A 20,853-nucleotide genomic window follows, 5' to 3' on the forward strand; every position below is an offset into this window, starting at 1 on the left:
CGGCAGCGCCGACGCGCTGTTCACGAATTCGGCCGACGCGGCGAGCTTCACCTTGCCGCCGCCCGCGACCCACTTGCCGAAATCGGAGAAGGTCTTCAGGTGCTGCGACTGCGCGACGGGGGCGAGCAACGCGACGCCCCACGTGTTGTTCGCGGGCGCCGGGGCGAGCCACACGAGATGGTTCGCCGCGTAGTCGAGCTTCTTCGCGGCGTCGTAACCCTGGCTCGCGTTCTTCCACAGAGGATCGTCGGCCTTGTTGAAGAAGAAGGCGGCGTTGCCCGTGTATTCGGGGTAGATGTCGATCTCGCCGCTCGTGAGCGCCTTGCGCACGATCGGCGTGGTGCCGAGCGCGATCTTTTCGGTGACGGGGATGCCGTGCGCCTTCAGCACTTGCGAAATCAGGTTGCCGAGCAGGTTGCCTTCGGTGTCGATCTTCGACGACACCACGACGGGTGCGTCGGCGTGCGCGCCGGGTGCGACGAGGGCAGCGGCGAACGCGAGGCCCAGAATCCGGGCGGGCAGGGCGAGCTTCATGAGCCAATCTCCAGGACGGGGGCGTAGGCCGCACGTTACTTGACTGGGCGGGCTTTGGCAAACCGCGTGCGGCGGCGTGTCCACAGCCCGCGTGGGGATAGCCTGCATGAGTCGCGCGGGCTTGTTACACTCGATTTCGTCTCCGCCTGCCGACAATTGCTGACATGAAACCCGAGCTGCTGGTCCTCATCGCATTGCGCGGCGACGCGCACCGCGAGATCGCCGCGTCGTTCGACGTGCGCCATGCCCCGACTGCCGAGGAACGCGAACGCGCGATCGCCGAACACGGCGGCACGATACGCGCGGTGCTGACCAACGGCAGCACGGGGCTCACCGGCGCCGAGATCGACCGGCTTCCGCAACTCACGTTCGTCAGCGCGCTCGGCGCGGGCTACGAGCACATCGACGTCGCCCACGCGAAGGCGCGCGGCGTCACGGTCGTGACCGGCGCCGGCACCAACGACGACTGCGTGGCCGATCACGCGTTCGCGCTGCTGCTCGCGGCGGTGCGCAACGTGGTGCCGCTCGATGCGAAAACCCGCGCCGGCGTGTGGCGCGACGGGCTGCCGATGCCGCCGAACGTGTCGGGCAGGAAGCTCGGCATCGTCGGGCTCGGCAAGATCGGCGAGAAGTGCGCGCGTCGCGCGGCCGGCTTCGACATCGAGATCGGTTATCACAACCGGTCGGAGAAGAACGTTCCTTATCGCTACTTCGACCGCGTCGACGCGCTCGCGCAGTGGGCCGATTTCCTGATCGTCGCGACGCCGGGCGGCGCGGGCACGCGGCACCTGATCGACCGCGCCGTGCTCGATGCGCTCGGGCCGCGCGGTTTTCTCGTCAACGTGTCGCGCGGCAGTGTTGTCGATACCGCTGCTTTGGCAGACGCGTTGCGCGAAGGGCGCATCGCGGGCGCGGGGCTCGACGTGTACGAAGGGGAACCGGAACCGCCGCGCGCGCTGACGGATCTCGACAGCGTCGTGCTGACGCCGCACATGGGCGGCTGGTCGCCGGAGGCGCTCGATCGCTCGGTGCAGCAGTTTCTCGACAACGCGAAGCGGCATTTCGCGGGGCAGCCGGTGTTGACGCCGGTGTGATCGGCGGTTTGCGCTGCCGGTGCGAAACAAGGTCGCGGTCTGAAGGTCGCGGTCGGCGTCGGGGCCGCCCCGCTCGACGCGGCTGCGAAACCGGCATGCCTCCGGGAACCGGGCCGGACTCCCGATCGGGTGAATCAGTTCGCGGGACGCTCGCCCGCCCGGTCCGCCGCTGCCACTTCATCGGTGGACGGTAGTGGCCGAATGGTCACCTCGCCGGAAATGAACCGTTTCCCTTTGAAATCCCGGCCGTGGTAGCGCGTGCTGATTGCGTGAAATTCCGCGTTGCCGGAGGCCAGATGCTCGAGTTCGGTCACATAGGCACGCACATCCGCCCGGTTCCCCAGCGGGCCGGCCAGGACACGATCGCGGGCGGCCATCAGGTTGCGCTCGTTTTCGGCAACCAGCGTCGCCAGCTTGTTCAATGCATCCTGGAGTTTCAGGCCTTCGCGATACATCAGCAGCCAGACGGAATTGACCGAATCGGCGATATGGATTTCCTTTCGGAATGAATACGGGTCGTTGACCAGCGTAATCGAGTCGATGGCGGCCGTTCTCATTTCTGCCAGCGATCGGTCGGCAATCAGGTGATCGGTCATGTCCACGTCGATCGCGTACTCCGTCATGATGGCGGCCCATTCCCCGTAATTGTCGATGCGCCGCATTTCCAGGTAGGCGTCGAACGTTAACTCGTCCATTTTCAGCGCCAAGGGATCCGTCTGTCTGATGATCAACGTGTGAAGCGATTCCTCCAGCCGTTTCCAGACGCGCGGTTTCGACAATAGCTGGTTCTTGATGGGGAGCAGCCCGTCATGCAGCAGTTGTGCGATCGGGGCCGTATCCGGCGGCCGGATGCCTGCGATCGCGTCGAAGTAGTGCTGTCGCAAAGCCGATCGCCGTTGCGTTTGCTCCAGCATGTCCGGGTTGGTGATGGTGTCGTCGATCAGCGTCGTGATGCTCATCATCCGTTCGAGATCGTAGATCCTGTCGTTCAGGGTGTGCGGATAGCACAGGCCCCCGAATGACGGCATGCTTTGTGCCAGATAGTGTTCCACCGCCTTCTGACTGCCGTAATAGGCGAGGATATAAGGACTGTCGGTGAGCGCGATCCGGCGCTCCGTTTCGTCGTGGAGCGGATGCCACATCGGTTTCAGTTGCAGATGGAAGTCCGGATGGAATATTTTCTCCCCGGGCTTCGGCAGGCCCGGCAGGTTGCGGACGAAGTTGGGAATGTCTTTCATGGCAGGTTCTCGTGCAGGACGTTCGGCGGCCGGAAGAAGGACGGATTTCATCGATCGCGCTCGAGCACGAAGCTGTAGATCGAAACCTGATGCTTGACGATGGCGACCGCCAGGCTTTCGCACATGACGCGGAGTTCCTCCAGTGCCCCGACTGCGCCCGTCGGGAAATGCCGCTCGATGTTGTCCTGCACGCTCAACAACCATCGTGTCGCGTCGGTCCTGTCAGGCAGGATCCGCATGTCCTTGACCGAGAAACCGCTTTGCTCGAACACCTGCCGCAGGTACGCCGGCGTCTTGCGATACTTGCACGCCAGCCTGTCGACCATGTCAGGCGTATCGGAGCGATATTCCGAGAGATCGACGTTATATAGGTTGTCCGAAATAATGACGGTCCCGGTCGGGGTCAGCCGCTGCCGGAGTTTTGCCATCACCATTTCGAAGAGATCGTACGGAAAGTGGGAGATCACCCCGCGCATGATCGCGAGGTCGTAGGGTCGCTCGATATCCGGCAGCAAATCGATGTCCCGCGCATTGCACCGGAACAGCTTGATCCTGTCGGACAATCCCCGCGCCGCATTCATCTCGGCACAGTATTCGAGCTGGCGATCGCTGATGTTGATGCCATCCAGACGATGGCAGTCGGGAAATCGCTCGGCCAGATCCCGCAGCACCGTTCCCCATCCACATCCGATATCGAGTATCCGGTTGACCGGCTTGTCATCCGGCATTTCCAGTCCGGCGATCTCGAGTTGCCGTTCGAAATAGCGGAGACCGGATTCGTCGAGGTCGATCGGTCCGGGCGATTGAAAATGGTCATATACGCCGAACTGGAACCAGAGACGATTGCCGATGGCCTTGCTCCAGTTCTGCGGGTCGTCCTGGTAAGCCTGTACGACCCGGGATTCGTAATCGCTCCGCTCCGGGCCCCGAATCGCCACGAACGGCATGCTGCCTCGATGATTCAATGGCAGGGTTGAAGCGGCTGTCGTATCGGTGGACAGATTGCTCATCGCAATTCTCCGAAGTGGGGCGCGACGTCATGCACTGGAATGCCGGGATTCCGGTTCGTGGTGCGGTAGTGATGCCTGCGATAGGCGGTTGCCCGGTCGAGGCGGGCGGGGCTTCGACTGAAACAGGGAATCCTGCGTACCCGATGCAAGAAAATGAAAGCGAGGTCCGCCGAACGAGATGTCCGCAACCGTTGACGGGCATGAGGTGACGTGCGAATCAGGCGAGTCTCGCGCCGACCGCTTCAGCGTGCCCGGATTTTTTTGAAATCTAGTCGATGGGTTTTCGATGTCAAGCGACAGTATTTTGTTTCGTTTTTTGATTTAAAGCGTCGCTTGACTGATGGAACGTGAAATTATTATTCGGGCGCAGCGTTTTAGGGAAACGGGCGAGTTGAATGGACGAGATGTAACGGTGTTGCCCTTGAGTTGATGCGGCGCTGCGTACCGCCCCTGTCCGCCACGCGGTCGTGGCCGCGCGACGGGCAGGGGGCATGCCGCTTTTTTAGAGAGCGGCCAGCGGCACCGTCACCGACGTCCCGGCCGGATCGAGCGTGAGGCCCGTGCCCGGCGTCGGCCGCAGCGTTGCCTCGTTGTCGCTGGACAGGACGACGAGCCCCAGCCGGTGGCCGGCTTCCAGCTTGTAGTCACGCGGCATGAAGGTCAGCTTCAGGTCGTACGGCAAGCCGGGCAGCACGGGTTCCGACAGCCACTCGGAGAGCCGGTTGCGCGGGTCGGTCCACGCGCGCGTGACGATCGTGGCCGTGCCGTCCGGCGCGCGATCGACCAGCAGGGCCGTCACGTTGGCCACCGCCGTGAAGGTCAGCCTGACGCGTGCGGTCGCGGCACCGGACAGGCGTGTCGCGGCCGTGAGCGGCGCGGTTTCGAAACGGCTGCGGTTTTCACCCGTCGCTGTGTTCGCCAGCGTGAGCGCAGGGATGCGCGCATCGTCGGTGAAGCGCGTGAGCGGGCCGCCGGTCGGCTGCCGCAGCAGCGTGCCGGTGCCTGCGCCGTCGCCGCCGGCAAAGTACGTGACCGGCGTGGCGTGGCGTGCGGCCCAGTCCGCTTCCTTCAGCAGCGTGCCGTCCGCCTGCTCGATCACCGCGCGCGGATCGCGTTCGACGCCGTTGTCGTAACCGATCAGGTAACGCGTAAACCAGCGGTTCACCTCCGCGGTCCATGCATCGGCCATCGCCGGCACGCGGGTCGGGTCGGTGTGTTTCAGGCGGTGCAGCCACAGCTGCGTCGGCACGCCCTGGCGCCGCATCGCGAGATACCACGACGTCGACTGGTCGACGCGCACGTTGTCGTCGGTCAACCCTTGCGCAACGAGCGCCGGCGCGACCGCGAAGCCGGTCGGGATGTCGCGCGCGGCCCAGAACGGCGAATAGTCGCCGGTCTTGCGGTCTTCCTGCTGCAACGCTTCGTCGATCAGGTGCGTGCAACGCTCCGGATGCGCGTTCGTCAGCAGCGCCTTGATGTACACGTCGACGTCTTCGCCCTGATAGCCTTCCGGCGCACGCACGAGCCCGCCCGAGCGGTAGTAGCCGTACATGTTCGTCAACCCGGCGACCGGCACGATCGCATCGAGCCCGCGCGTGCGCAGGCTCGCGACCATCTTCGGCAGCGTGCCGTCGTACGACACGCCGTACATGCCGACGTGGCCCGTCGACCAGTTCGCGACGACCGTCTTGCCGTTCGCGTCCTTCGCGGTCGCGTCGCGGCCGAGCCAGCGGATCACCGATGCCATCGCGACCGATTCGTCGCGCGTGAGGATCGTCGGGCAACCGTCCGAGCCGGCGGTGCCGAGCGAATCCGCGTAGACGATCGTGAAGCCGCGCGGAATGAAGTAGCCCTCGATCCACGAGCGCCCGGCGGCGGCGGCTTCCACCTGCTGCAGCATCCGCACCTGCGGCGCGGCGGCCATGATGCGCGCGGACGTCGACGCGGCCGCGGCCGCCGGCGCATTGGCGGCGGGGTGCGGCGTGCCGTCGAGTTCGACGTCGACGTTGTGGTCGGGGCTGTCGGCGAGGCCCGCGTAGTACGGGCTCGCGAGCACGATGACGGGCGTGCGTGCGCCGTTCGCGGTTTCGGTCGGGCGCACGATGCGCACGTGGATGCGGTCGCGCGTGCCGTCGCCGTCGGAATCGACCGACGTGTCGACCCACGCGTTCTCCTCGATCGTGCCGCCCGACAGCGACGGCTGCACCTGGCCGTTCGCGATCACGGGGCGGTAGCGGCCGCCGCTGGCCGGATTGGCGTACGGGACGCCGGACGGCGAGAAGCGTGATGCGAGCGACTGCTTGTCGGCCGCCGATGCGGCGGCCCCCTCCTGTTGGCCCTGCGCGAGCGCCGAGACGCCCGCCACGCTGCCGCCGTCGTCGCCGCCGCACGCGGCGAGCGTCGTGGCCGCCACGAGCGCGGGAAGCCACGCGCGACGCAATCCGGTTCGATGAATGTCCATTGTCGACCTCTTGTTGTGATTGTCCGGAACCGGCCGGCCCGCGATATGCCCCCCGCGGCCCGGCCGGGTGCTGCATCGGATGAAGCGGAACTGCACCTTCGAAAGCGCCGGGCGCGATGCCCGGGTGTCACGGCCGGCGTCGACACGCGTCACGCGTCGCGCAACCCGGCGGGTGTCGGGGCGACTGCATTGCCCCGACCGGAAAGCGTCAGCACGGCAGCCGTTTCATGACGCGCGGTCGGCCCGCTGCCGGCGGTGCGAAATGAATGGAGGAGTGCGAATCAAATGTGGGCATGCCCGATCTTCCTTCAGGTTTCGGATGAAACGGAACGGCACGATGCAATGAGGCGGGGATGGTGCGAACGGCGGTGCTGCAACGGCAGGAAAGCGCGACGCGAGTCGGCGAGGCGAGCCGGATTGCTTTCCGGAAGCTTGCGCAAACTTATCTCAGTGAAATCTCGGTGTCAAACTTTTTTAGCTCAAGTCAAACAAAGTATTGGCACGTGCTTCGCGATCGATGTGCGATCGGTCTAAATTTCCTCGAAATTTGTCCGTAAACGGTAAAAAACGGATTGAAAGGAGAGAGAGGGCATGACGATTTCAGTCACGGCAGCGAGCGGCCTGACGCTCGCGCAGATGGTGCAGGAAGCCGCGCTCGACGGGCGTCGACAGGCGGACACGTCGGCCGGGAAACCGCAGGACACGCCGCTTGAGATCCGGGCGCTGGACCCGGTCGCGATGCAGGCGGCGCGCACGAAGCAGATGACGATCCTGGGCGACCTGTCGACGAAGCTGCGCGACGTCACCAGCCAGCTCGCGACGAGCCTGCAGGAGATCATCGCGAAGCGCCCGGACCTGGCCGACGCGAAGTTCGACTTCATGACCGACAACGGCCGGATCAAGGTCGTGTCGAAGACGATGACGGAGAGCGATCGCGCGTGGGTGGAGTCGACGCTGAACGCGAACGCGGGCCTCGTGCTCGCGACGCGCGAGTTTCACCAGCAGGCCGTCGACTTCGCCGAGCAGGGCGCCGCCGCGGTGGGCGACACGTTCTCCGACGACGATCGCAAGGTGGCCAGCCAGCGCGCCGACGCGGACTTCCTCTTCATGAAGGAGATGAACGCGTCCGTCGCGCGCAACCGGAAATTCGAAGAGGTCGGCGGGCATTTCACCACGCAGGACGGCACGCGGCTGAACTTCGACGAGTCGGCCGGCAGCGCACGCGGCACGCTCGCGCTGCTGGATACCGATCGTCAGTTGTCGTCGGGCGCGGCGATCTTCGTCAGCGACGTGTCGGGGCAGAAGACGTATGGCAGGCGCGCGGGCCTGATCGACGTCGGCTTCGGGAACGCGTTCGAGGACATCCTGAACGGCACCCATAGCCTCGGTTTTCACGAGACGGCATGACGGCGCGCCATGCCGAAGCGCCGCGCGCCTATTCGTCGCGCAGCGCTTCGGCCGGCCGTACCCGCGCGGCGCGCCAGCTCGGGTAGAGCGTCGCGACGCACGACATCAGGAACGCGGCCGCGGCGATCTCGATCACGTCGGCCACCGCGAGCTTCGACGGCAGCGAACTGAGAAAGTACACGGACGGCGTCAGGAAGTGGATGCCGAGCAACCGCTCGACCGCCGGCAGAACCCACGGGATGCTCACCGCGATCGCGCAGCCGAGCGCGACGCCCGCCAGCGTGCCGGTGAGGCCGATCGTCATCCCCTGGATCGCGAAGATCTTCATGATCGACCCGGGCGGCGCCCCGAGCGTGCGCAGGATCGCGATGTCGCCCTGCTTCTGCGTGACGGTCATCACGAGCGACGACACGAGGTTGAACGCGGCGACCGCGACGATCAGCATCAGGATCAGCGACAGCATGCGCTTTTGCAGCCGCTCGGCCTCGAACCACGTGCGGTTCTGCCGCGTCCAGTCGCGGATGTAGAGATCGCCCGACAGCGAGCGCGACAGTTCCAGCGCGACGTCCGGCGCGCGCTGCAGATCGTCGAGGCGCAGCCGGATGCCGGTCGGCGCGCGCACGTTGAACAGCGTCTGCGCGTCGCGGATATGGATGTATGCGAGCGCGCTGTCGTACTGGTAGTGGCCCGACTCGAACGTGCCGACCACGTTGAACTGCCGGAACTGCGGCAGCGCGTCGCCGATGCGCGCGGTGTTGCCGGGCGCGAAGAACGTGATGCGGTCGCCGATCTTCACGTGCAGCGCGTCGGCCAGCGCCGAGCCGAGCACGATGCCCATCCCGCCCGGCACGAGCGCGTCGAGCCGTCCCGTCTTCGGCTTGCGCGCGATCTCGGACACGCGCGGCTCGAGCACGGGGTCGATGCCGCGCAGCGCGACGCCCGTCACGCTGCCCGCGTTCGTCAGCAGCGCCTGCGCGTCGACGTAGGGCGCGACGGCGCGCACTGCCGGATTCCGCAGCGATTCGTGCGCGGTGAGCCGCCAGTCGGGCATCGCGCCGGTGGGCGAGAAGATTTCCACGTGCGCGAGCACCGACAGCATCCGGTCGCGCACTTCGGTCCGGAAACCGTTCATCACCGACAGCACGACGATCAGGGCGGCGACGCCGAGCGCGATGCCTGCCATCGCCGCGCCGGCAATGAACGACACGAAGCCGTCGCCGGCCGAGCGCCGGCCGCCGCGCGCGTAGCGCAGCCCGATCTGCCATTCGAACGGGAGTTTCAAGCGGGTTCCTTTCATTTCGATTCGATTCGTGCCGAGCCGCGCATTCTAGCGAACGCGGCGCGGGTGCGCGCAGCGGTTGGAGCGGCGCGCTGAAATCCCGCCCGACCGGCCGGTCGACGGCCGGCGTTGCGCGCCGGCACACCGATATTTCCATCGTTTCGGGTCTGATCGATAATGGCGGCCAGCATCCGGTCGAACACCACATTCCAAGCATTCCGGCGCAACCAGGGCCGCGCCGTCACAGACCAATAAATCTCGGGGAACGCCGCCGAAGCCGGCCGCACGTCCTTGAACAAGGAAATAACAACATGGATTTGCTGCGCTTCCTGCTGCTCCTGCCGATTCGCGCGGCGGGCTTCGTCTGGTGGCTGCTCGGCTGCGCGCTGCGGCCGCTGGTCGGCGACGTGTCGTGGACGGCGCCCGCGTGGACGGGCATCACCGCCGCGGCCGTGCGCCGCCGCCCGTGGCATGCCGGCGGCATCGTGCTGCTCGCGGCCGCGCTCGGCTACGGCGGTTACTGGTTCAAGCATCGGCCGAAGCCGCCGGAGCCCGAGACCGTCACTTTCACCGTGAAGGCGCCGCCGATCACCACCTATGAGGTGGACGACAGCGACAAGCCGAAGATCACCGTGCATCCGCTCGACGTCGTGTTCGCGCAATCTGCCGCGCCGATCGAGCAGGTCGGCAAGCCGGCCGGAGACGGCATCGAGATGACGCCCGCGCTCAAGGGCGCGTGGGCGTGGGTCGACGACAAGACGCTGCGCTTCACGCCGGCGGCCGACTGGCCGGTCGGCGCGCACGTCGAGGTGCGTTTCGCGGTGCACCGGGTGTTCGCGCCGCAGGTGACGATGCACGACGACCGCTTCGCGTTCGATGTGCCCGCGTTTGCCGCCACGTTCGGCAACAACGAGTTCTACCGGAATCCCGACAATCCGGCGGAGAAGCAGGCGCTGCTGCAGCTGCGCTTCAACTATCCGGTCGATCCGGCCGAATTCGAGAAGCGCATCGGCCTCGTGCTGGTCGGCCGCGACGGCAAGAATGCGACGCCGCTGCGCTACACGGTCAACTACGACAAGATGAAGACGAGCGCGTGGGTGTATTCGCAGCCGCTCGAGATTCCGCGCGATCCGCTGGTCGCACGGCTCGACGTCGACAAGGGCGTGAAAAGCGCGCGCGGCGGCAACGGCACGCCCGACGTGCTGCATGCGTCGGTCGACGTGCCGGGGCTGTACAGCCTGTCGATCGACAACATCGCGCCGACGCTCGTCGACAACGAGCGCTACGAGCCCGAGCAGGTGCTCGTCGCGGAAGCGTCCGACGGCGTGCGCAGCGCCGATCTCGCCGCGCGCGCGAAGGCGTGGGTGCTGCCGAAGCGCAAGCCGGGCGTCGATCAGTCGGACGACGATCCGCCGTACGAATGGAACGTGGCCGACATCAGCGAGGCGGTGCTGAAGCAGTCGAAGCCGCTGCCGCTCGAGGCGGTGCCCACCGAGAACGACTTCGCGACGCTGCAGAGCTTCAAGTACCACGCGACGCCGGGCGAGCGCGTCGTCGTGCGGTTCGAGGGCGACTTGAAGTCGGCCGGCGGCTACCTGCTCGGCAAGCCCGTGACGACCGCGTTCACGGTGCCCGACTATCCGAAGCTGCTGCGCTTCATGGCCGACGGCTCGCTGCTGTCGATGAGCGGCAGCAAGCGGTTGTCGGTCGTGTCGCGCAACCTGCCGGGGATGAAGGTCGAGATCGGCCGCGTGCTGCCCGACCAGCTCCAGCATCTCGTGAGCTTCAACAACGGCACGTACGCGCGGCCCGAGCTGTCGTATTCGTTCAGCGAGGATCACATCGTCGAGCGCTTCGTGCAGACGCGCGCATTCCCGGCCGGCGACCCTGGCAAGGCGCATTACGAAGGCATCGATCTCGGCCAGTACCTGAAGGGCGGCAAGCGCGGCGTGTTCCTGCTGCACCTGACGAAGTACGATCCGGCCGCCGAGAAAAAGAAAGCCGACGATGCGAAGGATGGCGATGCATCGTCCGGCGACGGCAGCCAGGATCAGTCCGACAACGCCGATTCGGGCGACAGCAGCGGCAACGGCGACGACAGCGACAGCGCGCTAGGCGATACGCGCCTGATCGTCGTGACCGATCTCGGGATGCTGGTCAAGAAGGCGCTCGACGGCAGCCAGGACGTGTTCGTCCAGTCGATCCGCACGGGCAAGCCGGTTGCGGGCGCAACGGTATCGGTGCTCGCGGTGAACGGCCAGGCGCTGTTCACGCAGACGACCGCCACCGACGGCATCGTGCATTTCCCGGCGTTCAAGGGGCTCGACCGCGAGAAACGTCCGCAGCTGTACGTCGTGAAGAAGGACACCGACCTGTCGTTCCTGCCGGTGGCCGGCCGCGATCGCCAGCTCGACTTCTCGCGTTTCGACGTCGACGGCGAGCGCAATGCGACGGGCCAGGGGCAACTGTCCGCGTACCTGTTCTCGGATCGCGGCCTGTACCGGCCCGGCGATCCGTTCCACATCGGCCTGATCGTGCGTGCCGCGAGCTGGGCGCGCAGCCCGGCCGGCGTGCCGCTGCAGGCGGAGATCGTCGACCCGCGCGGGATCACGGTCGAGCGCAAGCCGGTGACGGTCGATGCGTCGGGCTTCACCGAGCTCGGCTATACGACGGCCGAAACGGCGCCGACCGGCACGTGGACGGTCAACCTGTACATCGTCAAGGACGGCCAGCCCGGCGCGGAGCCGATCGGCAGCACGACGGTGCAGGTGAAGGAGTTCCTGCCGGACCGGATGAAGGTCGACGCGAAGCTGTCGCAGCAGGTCGTCGAAGGGTGGGTGAAGCCGAAGGGGCTGAAGGGCGTCGTCGACGCGCAGAACCTGTTCGGCACGCCGGCGGAGAAGCGTCGCGTCGCGGCGACGCTGACGCTGCGCCCGGTGTGGCCGTCGTTCCGCAGCTGGCAGGGTTATCACTTCTTCGACGCGCGCCGCGCGAAGGAGGGCTACACGACGACGCTGCAGGACGGCACGACCGACGAGCACGGCCATGCCGAATTCGACCTCGATCTCGACAAGTACGCAGACTCGACCTACCAGCTCTACTTCCAGGCGAAGGCCTATGAGGCGGAGGGCGGGCGCAACGTCGCCGCGAACGCGCAGACGCTCGTGTCGAACAACGACTGGCTCGTCGGCTACAAGTCCGTCGACGATCTCGGCTACGTGAAGCGCGGCAGCCCGCGCACGGTGCGGCTCGTCGCGATCGATCCGAACGCGAAGGCGATCGACGTGAAGGGCCTGCGCGCGCAGCTGGTCGAGGAGCGCTACGTGTCGGTGCTGACCAAGCAGGATTCCGGCGCATACAAATACGATTCGCGGCTGAAGGAGGTGCCCGTCGACGAGAAGCCGCTGACGATTCCGGCCGCCGGGCTCGACTTCACGCTGCGCACCGACAAGCCGGGCAGCTATGCGCTCGTGATCCGCAACGCGGACGGCGCCGCGGTGAACCGCATCGAGTATTCGGTCACGGGCGACGCGAACGTCACGCGTTCGCTCGACCGCAACGCGGAGCTGCAGGTGAGCCTCGCGAAGCACGACTACAAGCCGGGCGAGCAGGTCGAGATCGCGATCCGCGCGCCTTACGCGGGCAGCGGCCTGATCACGATCGAGCGCGACAAGGTGTATGCGCATGCATGGTTCCATGCGGACACGACGAGCTCGATCCAGCACATCACGGTGCCGGCCGGTTTCGAGGGCAACGGTTACATCAACGTGCAGTACATCCGCGATCCGTCGTCCGACGAAATCTTCATGAGCCCGCTGAGCTACGGCGTCGTGCCGTTCTCGGTGAACCTCGATGCGCGCCGCAACGCGCTGTCGGTCGATGCGCCGGCGCTCGTGAAACCCGGCGACACGGTGAATTTCACCGTGCATTCGGCGAAGCCCGCGAAGGTCGTCGTGTTCGCGGTCGACGAGGGCATCCTGCAGGTCGCGCGCTACAAGCTCGGCGATCCGCTGAAGTTCTTCTTCCGCAAGCGGATGCTCGAAGTCGGCACGTCGCAGATCCTCGACCTGATCCTGCCGGACTTCGAGAAGCTGATGGCGATGGCCGCGCCGGGCGGCGACGCCGACGACGCGATCGGCCGTCAGTTGAACCCGTTCAAGCGCAAGCGCGACAAGCCGGTCGTCTACTGGTCGGGGATCGTCGACGTGAACGGCGACACGCGCCTGAGCTACACCGTGCCCGACTACTTCAACGGCAAGCTGCGCGTGATGGCCGTGTCGGTGTCGCCGGACCTGGTCGGCACGTTCGAGGGCGCGACGACGGTGCGCGGCGACTTCGTGCTGTCGCCGAACGTGCCGACGACGCTCGCGCCGGGTGACGAGGCCGACGTCAGCGTCGGTGTCTCGAACAACCTGACGGGCGCCGGCAACCAGCCGGTGCCGGTCGCGGTCACGCTGAAGACGGGGCCGCAGTTGCAGGTGATCGGGCCGGCCACGCAGAACGTCGCGCTCGCGCCGCAGCACGAGGGCGTCGCGATGTTCCGCGTGAAGGCGACCGATACGCTCGGCTCGGGCGCGCTGTCGTTCGGTGCGCGCTACGGCGCGAAGGGCGCGCAGCAACGCGTCGACGTGTCGGTGCGGCCGGCCGCCGCGTTCCGCACGCAGCTCGACATCGCGCGGCTCGACCCGGGCAAGAAGGCGAGCGTGCCGAACCTGCGGTCGATGTACGACGCGTATGCATCGCGCGACGCGAGCATCTCGACCGCGCCGCTCGTGCTGTCCGAAGGGGTGGCGTCGTATCTCGTCAACTTCGAGCACTACTGCAGCGAGCAGATGGTGAGCGCGGCCGTGCCGCGCGTGTTCGCGGCGAAGTGGCTGTCGGTGCGCGCGCTGACGAGCGCGATGCATGCGACCGACGCCGGCGCCGACACGTCGAACGCGGCGGCGATCGCGCAGTTCCTCGGCGTGCTGCGCGGCCGGCAGAACGCGCAGGGCGGGTTCGGCCTGTGGAGCGCGACGCCCGACGCCGATCCGTTCGTGTCCGCGTACGCGATGCACGTGTTGCTCGACGCGCGCGAGCGCGGCATCGCCGTGCCGAAGGACATGCTCGACGCGGGCAACCAGTATCTGCAGAAGCTCGCGGCGAACGATTCGCTCGGCTCGCTCGACCTGCTGCGCCAGCGCGCTTACGCGGTGTACTTGCTGACGCGCCAGGGCAACGTGACGACCAACAGCCTCGCGGCCGTGCAGAAGCGGCTGCAGGACGCGTATCCGAACGACTGGAAGAACGACCTCGCGGCCGCCTGGCTTGCCGCGTCGTACCAGCTGCTGAAGCAGGACAAGGAGGCCGCGGCGCTGATCGCGGGCCCGCAGGCGCTGCTCGAGCGCAAGCGCGCGTCCGACGGCGGTTACGTGACCGGCTACTACCTCGATCCGCTGACGCGCGACGCGAGCGTGCTGTACCTGATCGCGAAGCACTTCCCGGAGCGCGTGCGCAAGCTGTCGCCGCGCGCGATGGACAACTTCGCCGCGCCGCTCGTCGACAACCGCTACAACACGCTGTCGTCGGCGATGACGATCCTCGCGCTCGATGCGTATGCGGCGTCGAGCGCGGGGCAGCTCGACCAGCTCGCGATCGACGAGGTGCGCGCGGGCGCCGCGCCGAAGGACGTGTCGTCGATCCAGGCGAACCTCGTGCGCTCGGGTACGTGGGCGGCCGGTGCGTCGCGTGTCGACTTCGTGAACGGCAGCACGCTGCCCGCGTGGTGGATCGCGAGCCAGTCGGGCTACGACCGCGGCACGTCGACGAAGGCGATCAGGAACGGCCTGGAGATCGTGCGCGACTACACCGACACGGACGGCAAGCCGCTCGGGAAGATCACGCTCGGCCAGGAGATCGACGTGCACCTGAAGATCCGCGCGACGGGCCAGGCGAACGTCGGCAACATCGCGATCGTCGACCTGCTGCCCGGCGGCTTCGATCCGGTGATCGCGCCGCCGCCCGTCGCCGACACGCAGGACGCCGACAGCGACGGCGGCGCGTCGGCGCCGGCGGCCGATGCGCCGTGGCGTTCGCCGATCGGCGTCAAGGGCTCCACGTGGCAGCCGCAGTTCGCGGACGTGCGCGAGGACCGCGTGGTGATCTACGGCACCGCGACGACGGACGTGCGCGAGTTCGTCTACCGGATCAAGGCGAGCAACGCGGGCCGCTTCGTCGCGCCGCCGGCTTACGGTGAGTCGATGTACGACCGCCGCGTGCAGGCACAGGCACCCGGCGGCATGGCGTTGACCGTGGAGCGCGTGCGATGACGACGCGGCTGCAACGGCCGTGCCGGGTGCGCGGGGCGCCCGCGCGTGGCTGACGCCCCGGTGCTGCGGCGCGCGCTGCGCGGCGCCGGCCGCTGGCTGCATCGCTGGCAGAACTGGATCGCCGGCGCGCTGCTCGTATTCGGTGCGCTGGCCGGGTGCCGGCTGTGGCCGCATCCGCCGCTGCGCGACTGGAAGCCGTCGTCGGTCGCGGTGGTCGATGCACAGGGCCGCTTGTTGCGGCTCACGCTCGCGAAGGACGACCGCTACCGCCTGTGGGTGCCGCTCGACCGGATGTCGCCGCAGCTCGTCGAGGCCGTGATGCTGCACGAGGACCGCTGGTTCCGCTGGCATCCCGGCTTCAACCCGTACGGCCTCGCACGCGGTGCGTGGATCACGTATGTGCGCGGCGGCAATCCGCAGGGCGGCTCGACGCTGACGATGCAGCTCGCGCGCTCGCTGTGGCGGCTGAACACGCGCACGCCGGCGGGCAAGCTCGAGCAGGTTGCGCGCGCGGTGCAGCTCGAACTCTTCTATTCGAAACGGCAGATCCTCGAAGCCTATCTGAACGATGCGCCGTACGGCCGCAACGTCGAAGGCGCGGGCACCGCGAGCGTCGTGTATTTCGACCGGATGCCCGATGCGCTGACGCTGCCCGAGGCGCTCGCGCTCGCGGTGATTCCGCAGGACCCGGCGCGGCGCGTGCGCGGCGGGCAGGACGAGATCAACCGTGCGCTGGCCGCGTCGCGCAACCGGCTGTATGCGCGCTGGCTGACGAAGCATCCGGGCGATGCGTCGCTCAAGCCGCTGTTCGCGTTGCCGCTTGCGATGCGGCCCTTGTCGGCGCTGCCTTTCGATGCGCCGCACGCGGTCGACCAGGCGCTCGCCGCACGCAGCGCGTGGCGCACGGCCTCGGGCGGTGCACCGGACGACAGCGACGGCGGCGCGCGGCTCGTGACGACGCTCGATCTCGACCTGCAGCGCACGCTCGAACGGCAGATCGCGCGTTATGTCGCGCGCAACGACACGCGCGGCGTGCGCAATGCGGCGGCCATCCTCGTCGATACGCGCGACATGGGCGTGAAGGCGCTGGTCGGTTCCGCGAACTTCTTCGACCGCACGATCGACGGGCAGGTGAACGGCACGCTCGCGCGGCGCTCGCCGGGCTCGACGCTCAAGCCGTTCATCTATGCGCTCGGTTTCGACCAGGGCGTGCTGCATCCGCAAACGGTGCTGCGCGACGTGCCGACCGCGTTCGGCCCGTATGCGCCGGAGAATTTCGACGGGCATTTCCTCGGGCCGATCACCGCGACCGACGCGCTGAACCGCAGCCGCAACGTGCCGGCCGTGTGGGTCGCGTCGCAGCTCAAGTCGCCCGACCTGTACCGGTTCCTGCAGGAAGCCGGCGTGCGCCGGCTCGCGAGCGCGCAGCACTACGGGCTCGCGCTCGTGCTCGGCGGCGGCGAAGTGACGATGCAGGATCTCGCGGGCCTCTACGCGATGCTCGCGAATCGCGGCGAATTCCGGCCGCTGCGGCTGCGCGCGGACGAACCGGCGCTGCCCGGCCGGCGCTTGTTGAGCGCGGAGGCGAGCTACATGACGATGGACATACTGCGCCAGCATCTGCGCCCCGACGAAACGAGCGGCGCGCAGCCGTCGAGCGTGCCCGTCTACTGGAAGACCGGCACGTCATGGTCGTTCCGCGATGCGTGGACGGCCGGCGTGTTCGGCCCGTACGTGCTGGTCGTGTGGGTCGGCAATTTCGACAACTCGACCAATACGGCGTTCGTCGGCGTCGACGCGGCCGCACCGTTGTTCTTCCAGGTCGTCGACGCATTGAATGCCGAGCGCACGCTCGTCGAGCCGCCGCGCGCGGTGCCGCCGCGCCTGAAGCGCGTGCGGATCTGCCTCGCGAGCGGCGACCTGCCGAACGAGTGGTGCCCGCAGCAGGGCTGGACGTGGTTCATTCCGGGCACGTCGCCGATCCGTGTGAGCACCGTGCACCGGCCGGTCGTGATCGACGACGCGACGGGGAAGGCCGCGTGCCCGCCTTACGACGGCAAGCGCACGCATACGGAGATCTTCGAGTTCTGGCCGTCGGATCTGCAGCAGGTGTTCGTGCAGGCCGGCATTGCGCGCCGGCGGCCGCCGCAGAACGCGGAGTGCCGCGACGCGGGGCAGGTCGACGGCGATCCGCCGCGCATCACGTCGCCGCTGCGCGGCAGTACGTATGCGATGCGCGTGAAGAGCACGGAGGAGACGCGCATCGCGTTCAACGCGACGGCCGATGCGAGCGCGCATGCGCTGTACTGGTTCGTCAACGATGCGTTCGTCGGGCGCAGCGTGCCGGGCGATGCGCTGTTCTGGCAGCCGCGGACGGCCGGCAGCTATACGGTGCGCGTGGTCGACGATCACGGCCGCGGCGATCAGCGGCCGCTGGCGGTGGGGCTCGAACAGTGATGGACGACGGCCTGCCGGTGCAGGCCCGGCCTCAGACGCTGTAGCCGATCCGCAGCACGCCCCATTGCCGTCCGCCGACGACGATGGGTGCGGAAACGTCCTTCATCAGCGCGAAGTTGCCGTTGCCCATGTCGCGCCGATAGGTCTGCAGCAGGAACGGCTTGGTATGCGACACGGAGGTGCGCGCCGTGCGATCCGTGTAGATCCGGCGATTCCGGCAGTTCGCGGCGTTCCACGCGGCGTCCGCGCACTGGGGCAGCGAGAATTTCCGGTTGTGGGTCGGCAGGTAGCACTGCCGGTCGAAGCTCGCGCAATAGACGATGCGCGCGTCGATCCCGAGCACCGGCTCCTGGATGGCCGGCAGCACGCGATCGGTGAAGTCGGTGAAGCGCGTCATGAACTGCTGCGGATCGGTGCCGGGAATCGGCACGTAGTTTGCGTCGAAGAGCGCGTCGAGTGCGATTTCGCCGCGCCCGACCGCTTCCTCGAAGCACTTGCTGATCGCGGCGGCCGTGTGCCGCGCGGTGTCGATCAGGCGCGTGTCGGGCGATTCGATGCCGGTCGCGGCCGTGAGTTCGATGAGCGTCTCGGAGACGGAGAGCAGGTTGCCGAGCCGGTCCTTGGCCTGCGAGAAGTTGTCGCTCGAATCCTCGACGCCGGATGCCATCTCGCCGACCTGTTCGTCGAGCCGGTGGCATTGCGTCTCGATGTCGTCCGTCAGCGACGCGATCTGCTCGGCCTCGCCGGCGAGCTCGGTGATCGCGTGCCCGGTCGCGTGCACGACCTCGCCGATCGTACGCGTGCCCTCGCGCACGCGATGCGCGCGGGCGGCGTTGTCGGTTCCTTCCGCGATCAGGTGTTCGGTCTGCTCGGCGAGGCGCGCGAGGGTCGTCTCGATCTGGGCCGTCGCCTGTCCGGTCTTCGCGGACAGGTTCTTGACCTCGGCGGCGACGACGGCGAAGCTGCGGCCCGAATCGCCGGCACGCGCGGCCTCGATCGCGGCGTTCAGCGCGAGCAGGTGAGTCTGTCGCGCGATCACGGAGATCTCCTCGGACACGGCCCGTACATGATCGAGCGCGTCGCGCAGCGCACCCATCTGGTTGCCGATCGACGTGACGCCTTCGACGAGGCCGTGGATGTCGGCGAGCGACGCCTCGATCGTCTGTTGCGACTGGCGAACCGCGTTTGACGCATTCGCGCTCACGGCGCACACCTGCTGCGCGGCCTCGGCAATCCGGTGGTTGCCGCGCAACGTGACGGCAGCCGATTCGCGCAGCGTGTGGCAGACCTCCGCCTGTCGGGCGACGCGGGCCGCGACTTCCTCGACGTGACCCGACACGTCGCAGATCTCGATGCCGAGCTTGCCGGCCTGCTCGGCGATGTCGCCGACGAGCGCGCGCGACGAACGGTGGCCGCGGCCGATTCCGAAGAAGTTCACGTTGCTGGGTCTCCTTGAAGGCACGCGTGCCTGGTCATCGGCGGATGCTGGGCGTGCGTTCCTGTCTTGACGGCAGCGAGGGCACGGACTTGAGGTCGGGTAAACATCGAGACCGGGATCGCGATGGCGGATCGTCGGGCCGGTGCGGCGCGTTGCCCGCCATTCACGACTTTTGCTGCTTTTGCGGCGTTTTCGGCGGCCGTGTTCCGGCGCCGGGCCGGACGGGCGCACGCGGGCTGCCCGGCCGGCCCGGCGCGTCGCGCCGCGTCAGAACACGTGGTGGATGCCGGCGTTGACGCCGACCGTCGTGCCCGGCAACCCGAACAGCGCGCCGCCCGTGATGCCGAGGCCCGTATTCATCGCGCCATGGTTGTTGACGACACCGACCTGCGCGTACAGGCCCGTTCGTTTCGACAGGCTGTAGTCGGCACCGAGCGCGGCGAGCAGCGAATGATTGTGCGAATCGTTGCGATCGATCGTGTACCACGCGCCGGTGTTCAGGTCGAGGGCCGGCGTGACGCGATAGTCGAGGCCGGCGCTGTACACGTTGTTGCTGAACGAACCGGCAACCTTGTAGCTCGTGAACGACGCCTTGCCGGTCACGGGCCCGAACGTGTAGGCGGTGCCGATCGTGCGGCCGACGAACGCGACCGTGCTCGATACCGGCGTCGGCGACGTGCCGCCGTTGCCGTCGTAGAGCGCCGCGTTGAGCATGAAGCCGCCATTCGCATACGTGAGACTGCCGGAATACTGGCGTCCCGCCTGGAAGTCCCCGGCTTTTCCGCCGAAGCCGAACATCGCGCTGCCCGTGAGCCCGGCGATCGTCGGGCTCGTGTACGAAATCGCATTCGGGTTGAAGAGGCCGGTGACGAGCACGTTGTCGACGTACGGGATCAGCGCGGCGCCGAAGTGCGAAACGTTGCGCGGGTCCGATCCGAGCACCGCGAGCACGAACGGCGAGAACTGCAGGCCGATCTTCGTTTCGCCGAACCCGCCGTCGATCCCGACCCACGCCTGGCGGCCGAAGAAGTTGCCGTTCGAATGGCCGAACGCCCCGTCGGTGATGTTGAAGCCGCTCTCGAGCTTGAATTTCGCGTGCAGCCCGCCGCCGAGATCCTCGGTACCCGTCAAGCCGAAGTTGGTCGGCGTCATGCCGGTGTCGGTCAGCGCGAACTGGCGGCCCGCATTGCCGCCGGTCGTCGCGTCGAGCGACCGGCTCGTGTAAAGCAACGCGGCATCGAGGTCGCCGTACAGCGTGACGCTGCTCTGCGCGAAAACGCTCGTGCTCGCCGCCGCGCCGAGCAGCGCCGCGCAAATCGTCCGTGTCGTGATCTTCATCGTCTGTCTCCGTTTTGTTGAATTTAGTAATACGTATAGCTAATTAATATTGCGGCGGCGGAATCGACGCGTGCCGCCTGCATGCCGGGCCGTCGGGGAACGCACGGCGGTGCTTCGCGAGGGCCGGAATGCGACTGCATCCCGGCACCGCGACGAAGCGAAACGCTCCGCCCGGGCGGGCGGTGTTACAGCGAACGGTTCAACTGCTCGAGGATGGCCGGGTTCTCGAGCGTGGACGTGTCCTGCGTGATCGCTTCGCCCTTGGCGAGCGAACGCAGCAGGCGCCGCA

At 67.4% G+C, this 20,853-nt stretch carries 12 protein-coding genes; 4 read left to right on the plus strand and 8 right to left on the minus strand.

Translation table 11 applies throughout. The annotated features are described in order from the left end of the window. A partial coding sequence (locus tag L810_RS40425) for a glycine betaine ABC transporter substrate-binding protein (RefSeq protein WP_042978215.1) occupies window positions 1-534 on the minus strand: 534 nt, incomplete at its 3' end. 164 nt (window positions 535-698) lie between these two features. Here L810_RS40425 and L810_RS40430 point away from each other — a divergent pair. Further along, window positions 699-1,628, plus strand: a complete 930-nt coding sequence (locus L810_RS40430) for a 2-hydroxyacid dehydrogenase (protein ID WP_021163906.1) — start codon at window positions 699-701, stop codon at window positions 1,626-1,628. Between the two features lie 134 nt (window positions 1,629-1,762). Here L810_RS40430 and L810_RS40435 read toward each other — a convergent pair whose 3' ends face one another. From L810_RS40435 to L810_RS40445, 3 genes are all read right to left on the minus strand, one after another. Next, window positions 1,763-2,866, minus strand: coding sequence for a terpene synthase family protein (locus tag L810_RS40435; RefSeq protein WP_051392394.1), 1,104 nt, complete (start codon window positions 2,864-2,866; stop codon window positions 1,763-1,765). 47 nt (window positions 2,867-2,913) lie between these two features. Then, complete coding sequence (locus tag L810_RS40440; protein ID WP_042978216.1) at window positions 2,914-3,876, minus strand: SAM-dependent methyltransferase; 963 nt, start codon at window positions 3,874-3,876, stop codon at window positions 2,914-2,916. A gap of 502 nt (window positions 3,877-4,378) precedes the next feature. Further along, window positions 4,379-6,337: a Xaa-Pro dipeptidyl-peptidase gene (locus tag L810_RS40445; protein WP_042978217.1), complete on the minus strand. Its 1,959-nt coding sequence runs from the start codon at window positions 6,335-6,337 to the stop codon at window positions 4,379-4,381. A gap of 591 nt (window positions 6,338-6,928) precedes the next feature. On the opposite strand from L810_RS40445, the gene L810_RS40450 reads away from it, so the two are divergent. Beyond that, the gene (locus L810_RS40450; protein WP_021163910.1) at window positions 6,929-7,744 is read left to right on the plus strand and encodes a hypothetical protein; all 816 of its coding nucleotides are present in this window, start codon (window positions 6,929-6,931) and stop codon (window positions 7,742-7,744) included. A gap of 28 nt (window positions 7,745-7,772) precedes the next feature. Here L810_RS40450 and L810_RS40455 read toward each other — a convergent pair whose 3' ends face one another. Together L810_RS40455 and L810_RS47880 are read right to left on the minus strand one after the other, a co-directional pair. After that, window positions 7,773-9,026 (minus strand): lipoprotein-releasing ABC transporter permease subunit, encoded by a 1,254-nt coding sequence (locus L810_RS40455; RefSeq protein ID WP_042978218.1) that lies wholly within the window; start codon window positions 9,024-9,026, stop codon window positions 7,773-7,775. A gap of 11 nt (window positions 9,027-9,037) precedes the next feature. Next, window positions 9,038-9,322, minus strand: coding sequence for a hypothetical protein (locus L810_RS47880; RefSeq protein ID WP_155836473.1), 285 nt, complete (start codon window positions 9,320-9,322; stop codon window positions 9,038-9,040). Window positions 9,323-9,334: 12 nt separating this feature from the next. Between L810_RS47880 and L810_RS40460 the strand changes: the two genes are divergently transcribed. Beyond that, a complete protein-coding gene (locus tag L810_RS40460) occupies window positions 9,335-15,331 on the plus strand; it encodes an alpha-2-macroglobulin family protein (protein WP_021163911.1) in 5,997 nt (1,998 codons plus the stop codon). 45 nt (window positions 15,332-15,376) lie between these two features. Beyond that, window positions 15,377-17,788 carry a penicillin-binding protein 1C gene (gene pbpC / locus L810_RS40465; RefSeq protein WP_042978219.1) on the plus strand — a complete coding sequence of 804 codons (2,412 nt, stop codon included), beginning with the start codon at window positions 15,377-15,379 and terminating at the stop codon, window positions 17,786-17,788. Window positions 17,789-17,819: 31 nt separating this feature from the next. On the opposite strand, the gene L810_RS40470 is transcribed toward pbpC, so the two are convergent. Both L810_RS40470 and L810_RS40475 read right to left on the minus strand, forming a co-directional pair. Beyond that, window positions 17,820-19,226, minus strand: a complete 1,407-nt coding sequence (locus L810_RS40470; protein WP_021163913.1) for a methyl-accepting chemotaxis protein — start codon at window positions 19,224-19,226, stop codon at window positions 17,820-17,822. Between the two features lie 267 nt (window positions 19,227-19,493). Next, on the minus strand, window positions 19,494-20,564 hold the full coding sequence (locus L810_RS40475; RefSeq protein WP_021163914.1) for a porin: 1,071 nt from the start codon (window positions 20,562-20,564) through the stop codon (window positions 19,494-19,496). Window positions 20,565-20,853: the final 289 nt, after the last annotated feature.

Origin of the sequence: Burkholderia sp. AU4i (assembly GCF_000466765.1) — a bacterium.
Classification (GTDB): Bacteria; Pseudomonadota; Gammaproteobacteria; order Burkholderiales; family Burkholderiaceae; genus Burkholderia; species Burkholderia cepacia.

Coding starts and splice junctions, on each gene's coding strand:
- L810_RS40430 (WP_021163906.1), top strand. CDS start 699: ATGAAACCCGAGCTGCTGGTCCTCATCGCATTGCGCGGCGACGCGCAC.
- L810_RS40435 (WP_051392394.1), bottom strand. CDS start 2,866: ATGAAAGACATTCCCAACTTCGTCCGCAACCTGCCGGGCCTGCCGAAG.
- L810_RS40440 (WP_042978216.1), bottom strand. CDS start 3,876: ATGAGCAATCTGTCCACCGATACGACAGCCGCTTCAACCCTGCCATTG.
- L810_RS40445 (WP_042978217.1), bottom strand. CDS start 6,337: ATGGACATTCATCGAACCGGATTGCGTCGCGCGTGGCTTCCCGCGCTC.
- L810_RS40450 (WP_021163910.1), top strand. CDS start 6,929: ATGACGATTTCAGTCACGGCAGCGAGCGGCCTGACGCTCGCGCAGATG.
- L810_RS40460 (WP_021163911.1), top strand. CDS start 9,335: ATGGATTTGCTGCGCTTCCTGCTGCTCCTGCCGATTCGCGCGGCGGGC.
- L810_RS40475 (WP_021163914.1), bottom strand. CDS start 20,564: ATGAAGATCACGACACGGACGATTTGCGCGGCGCTGCTCGGCGCGGCG.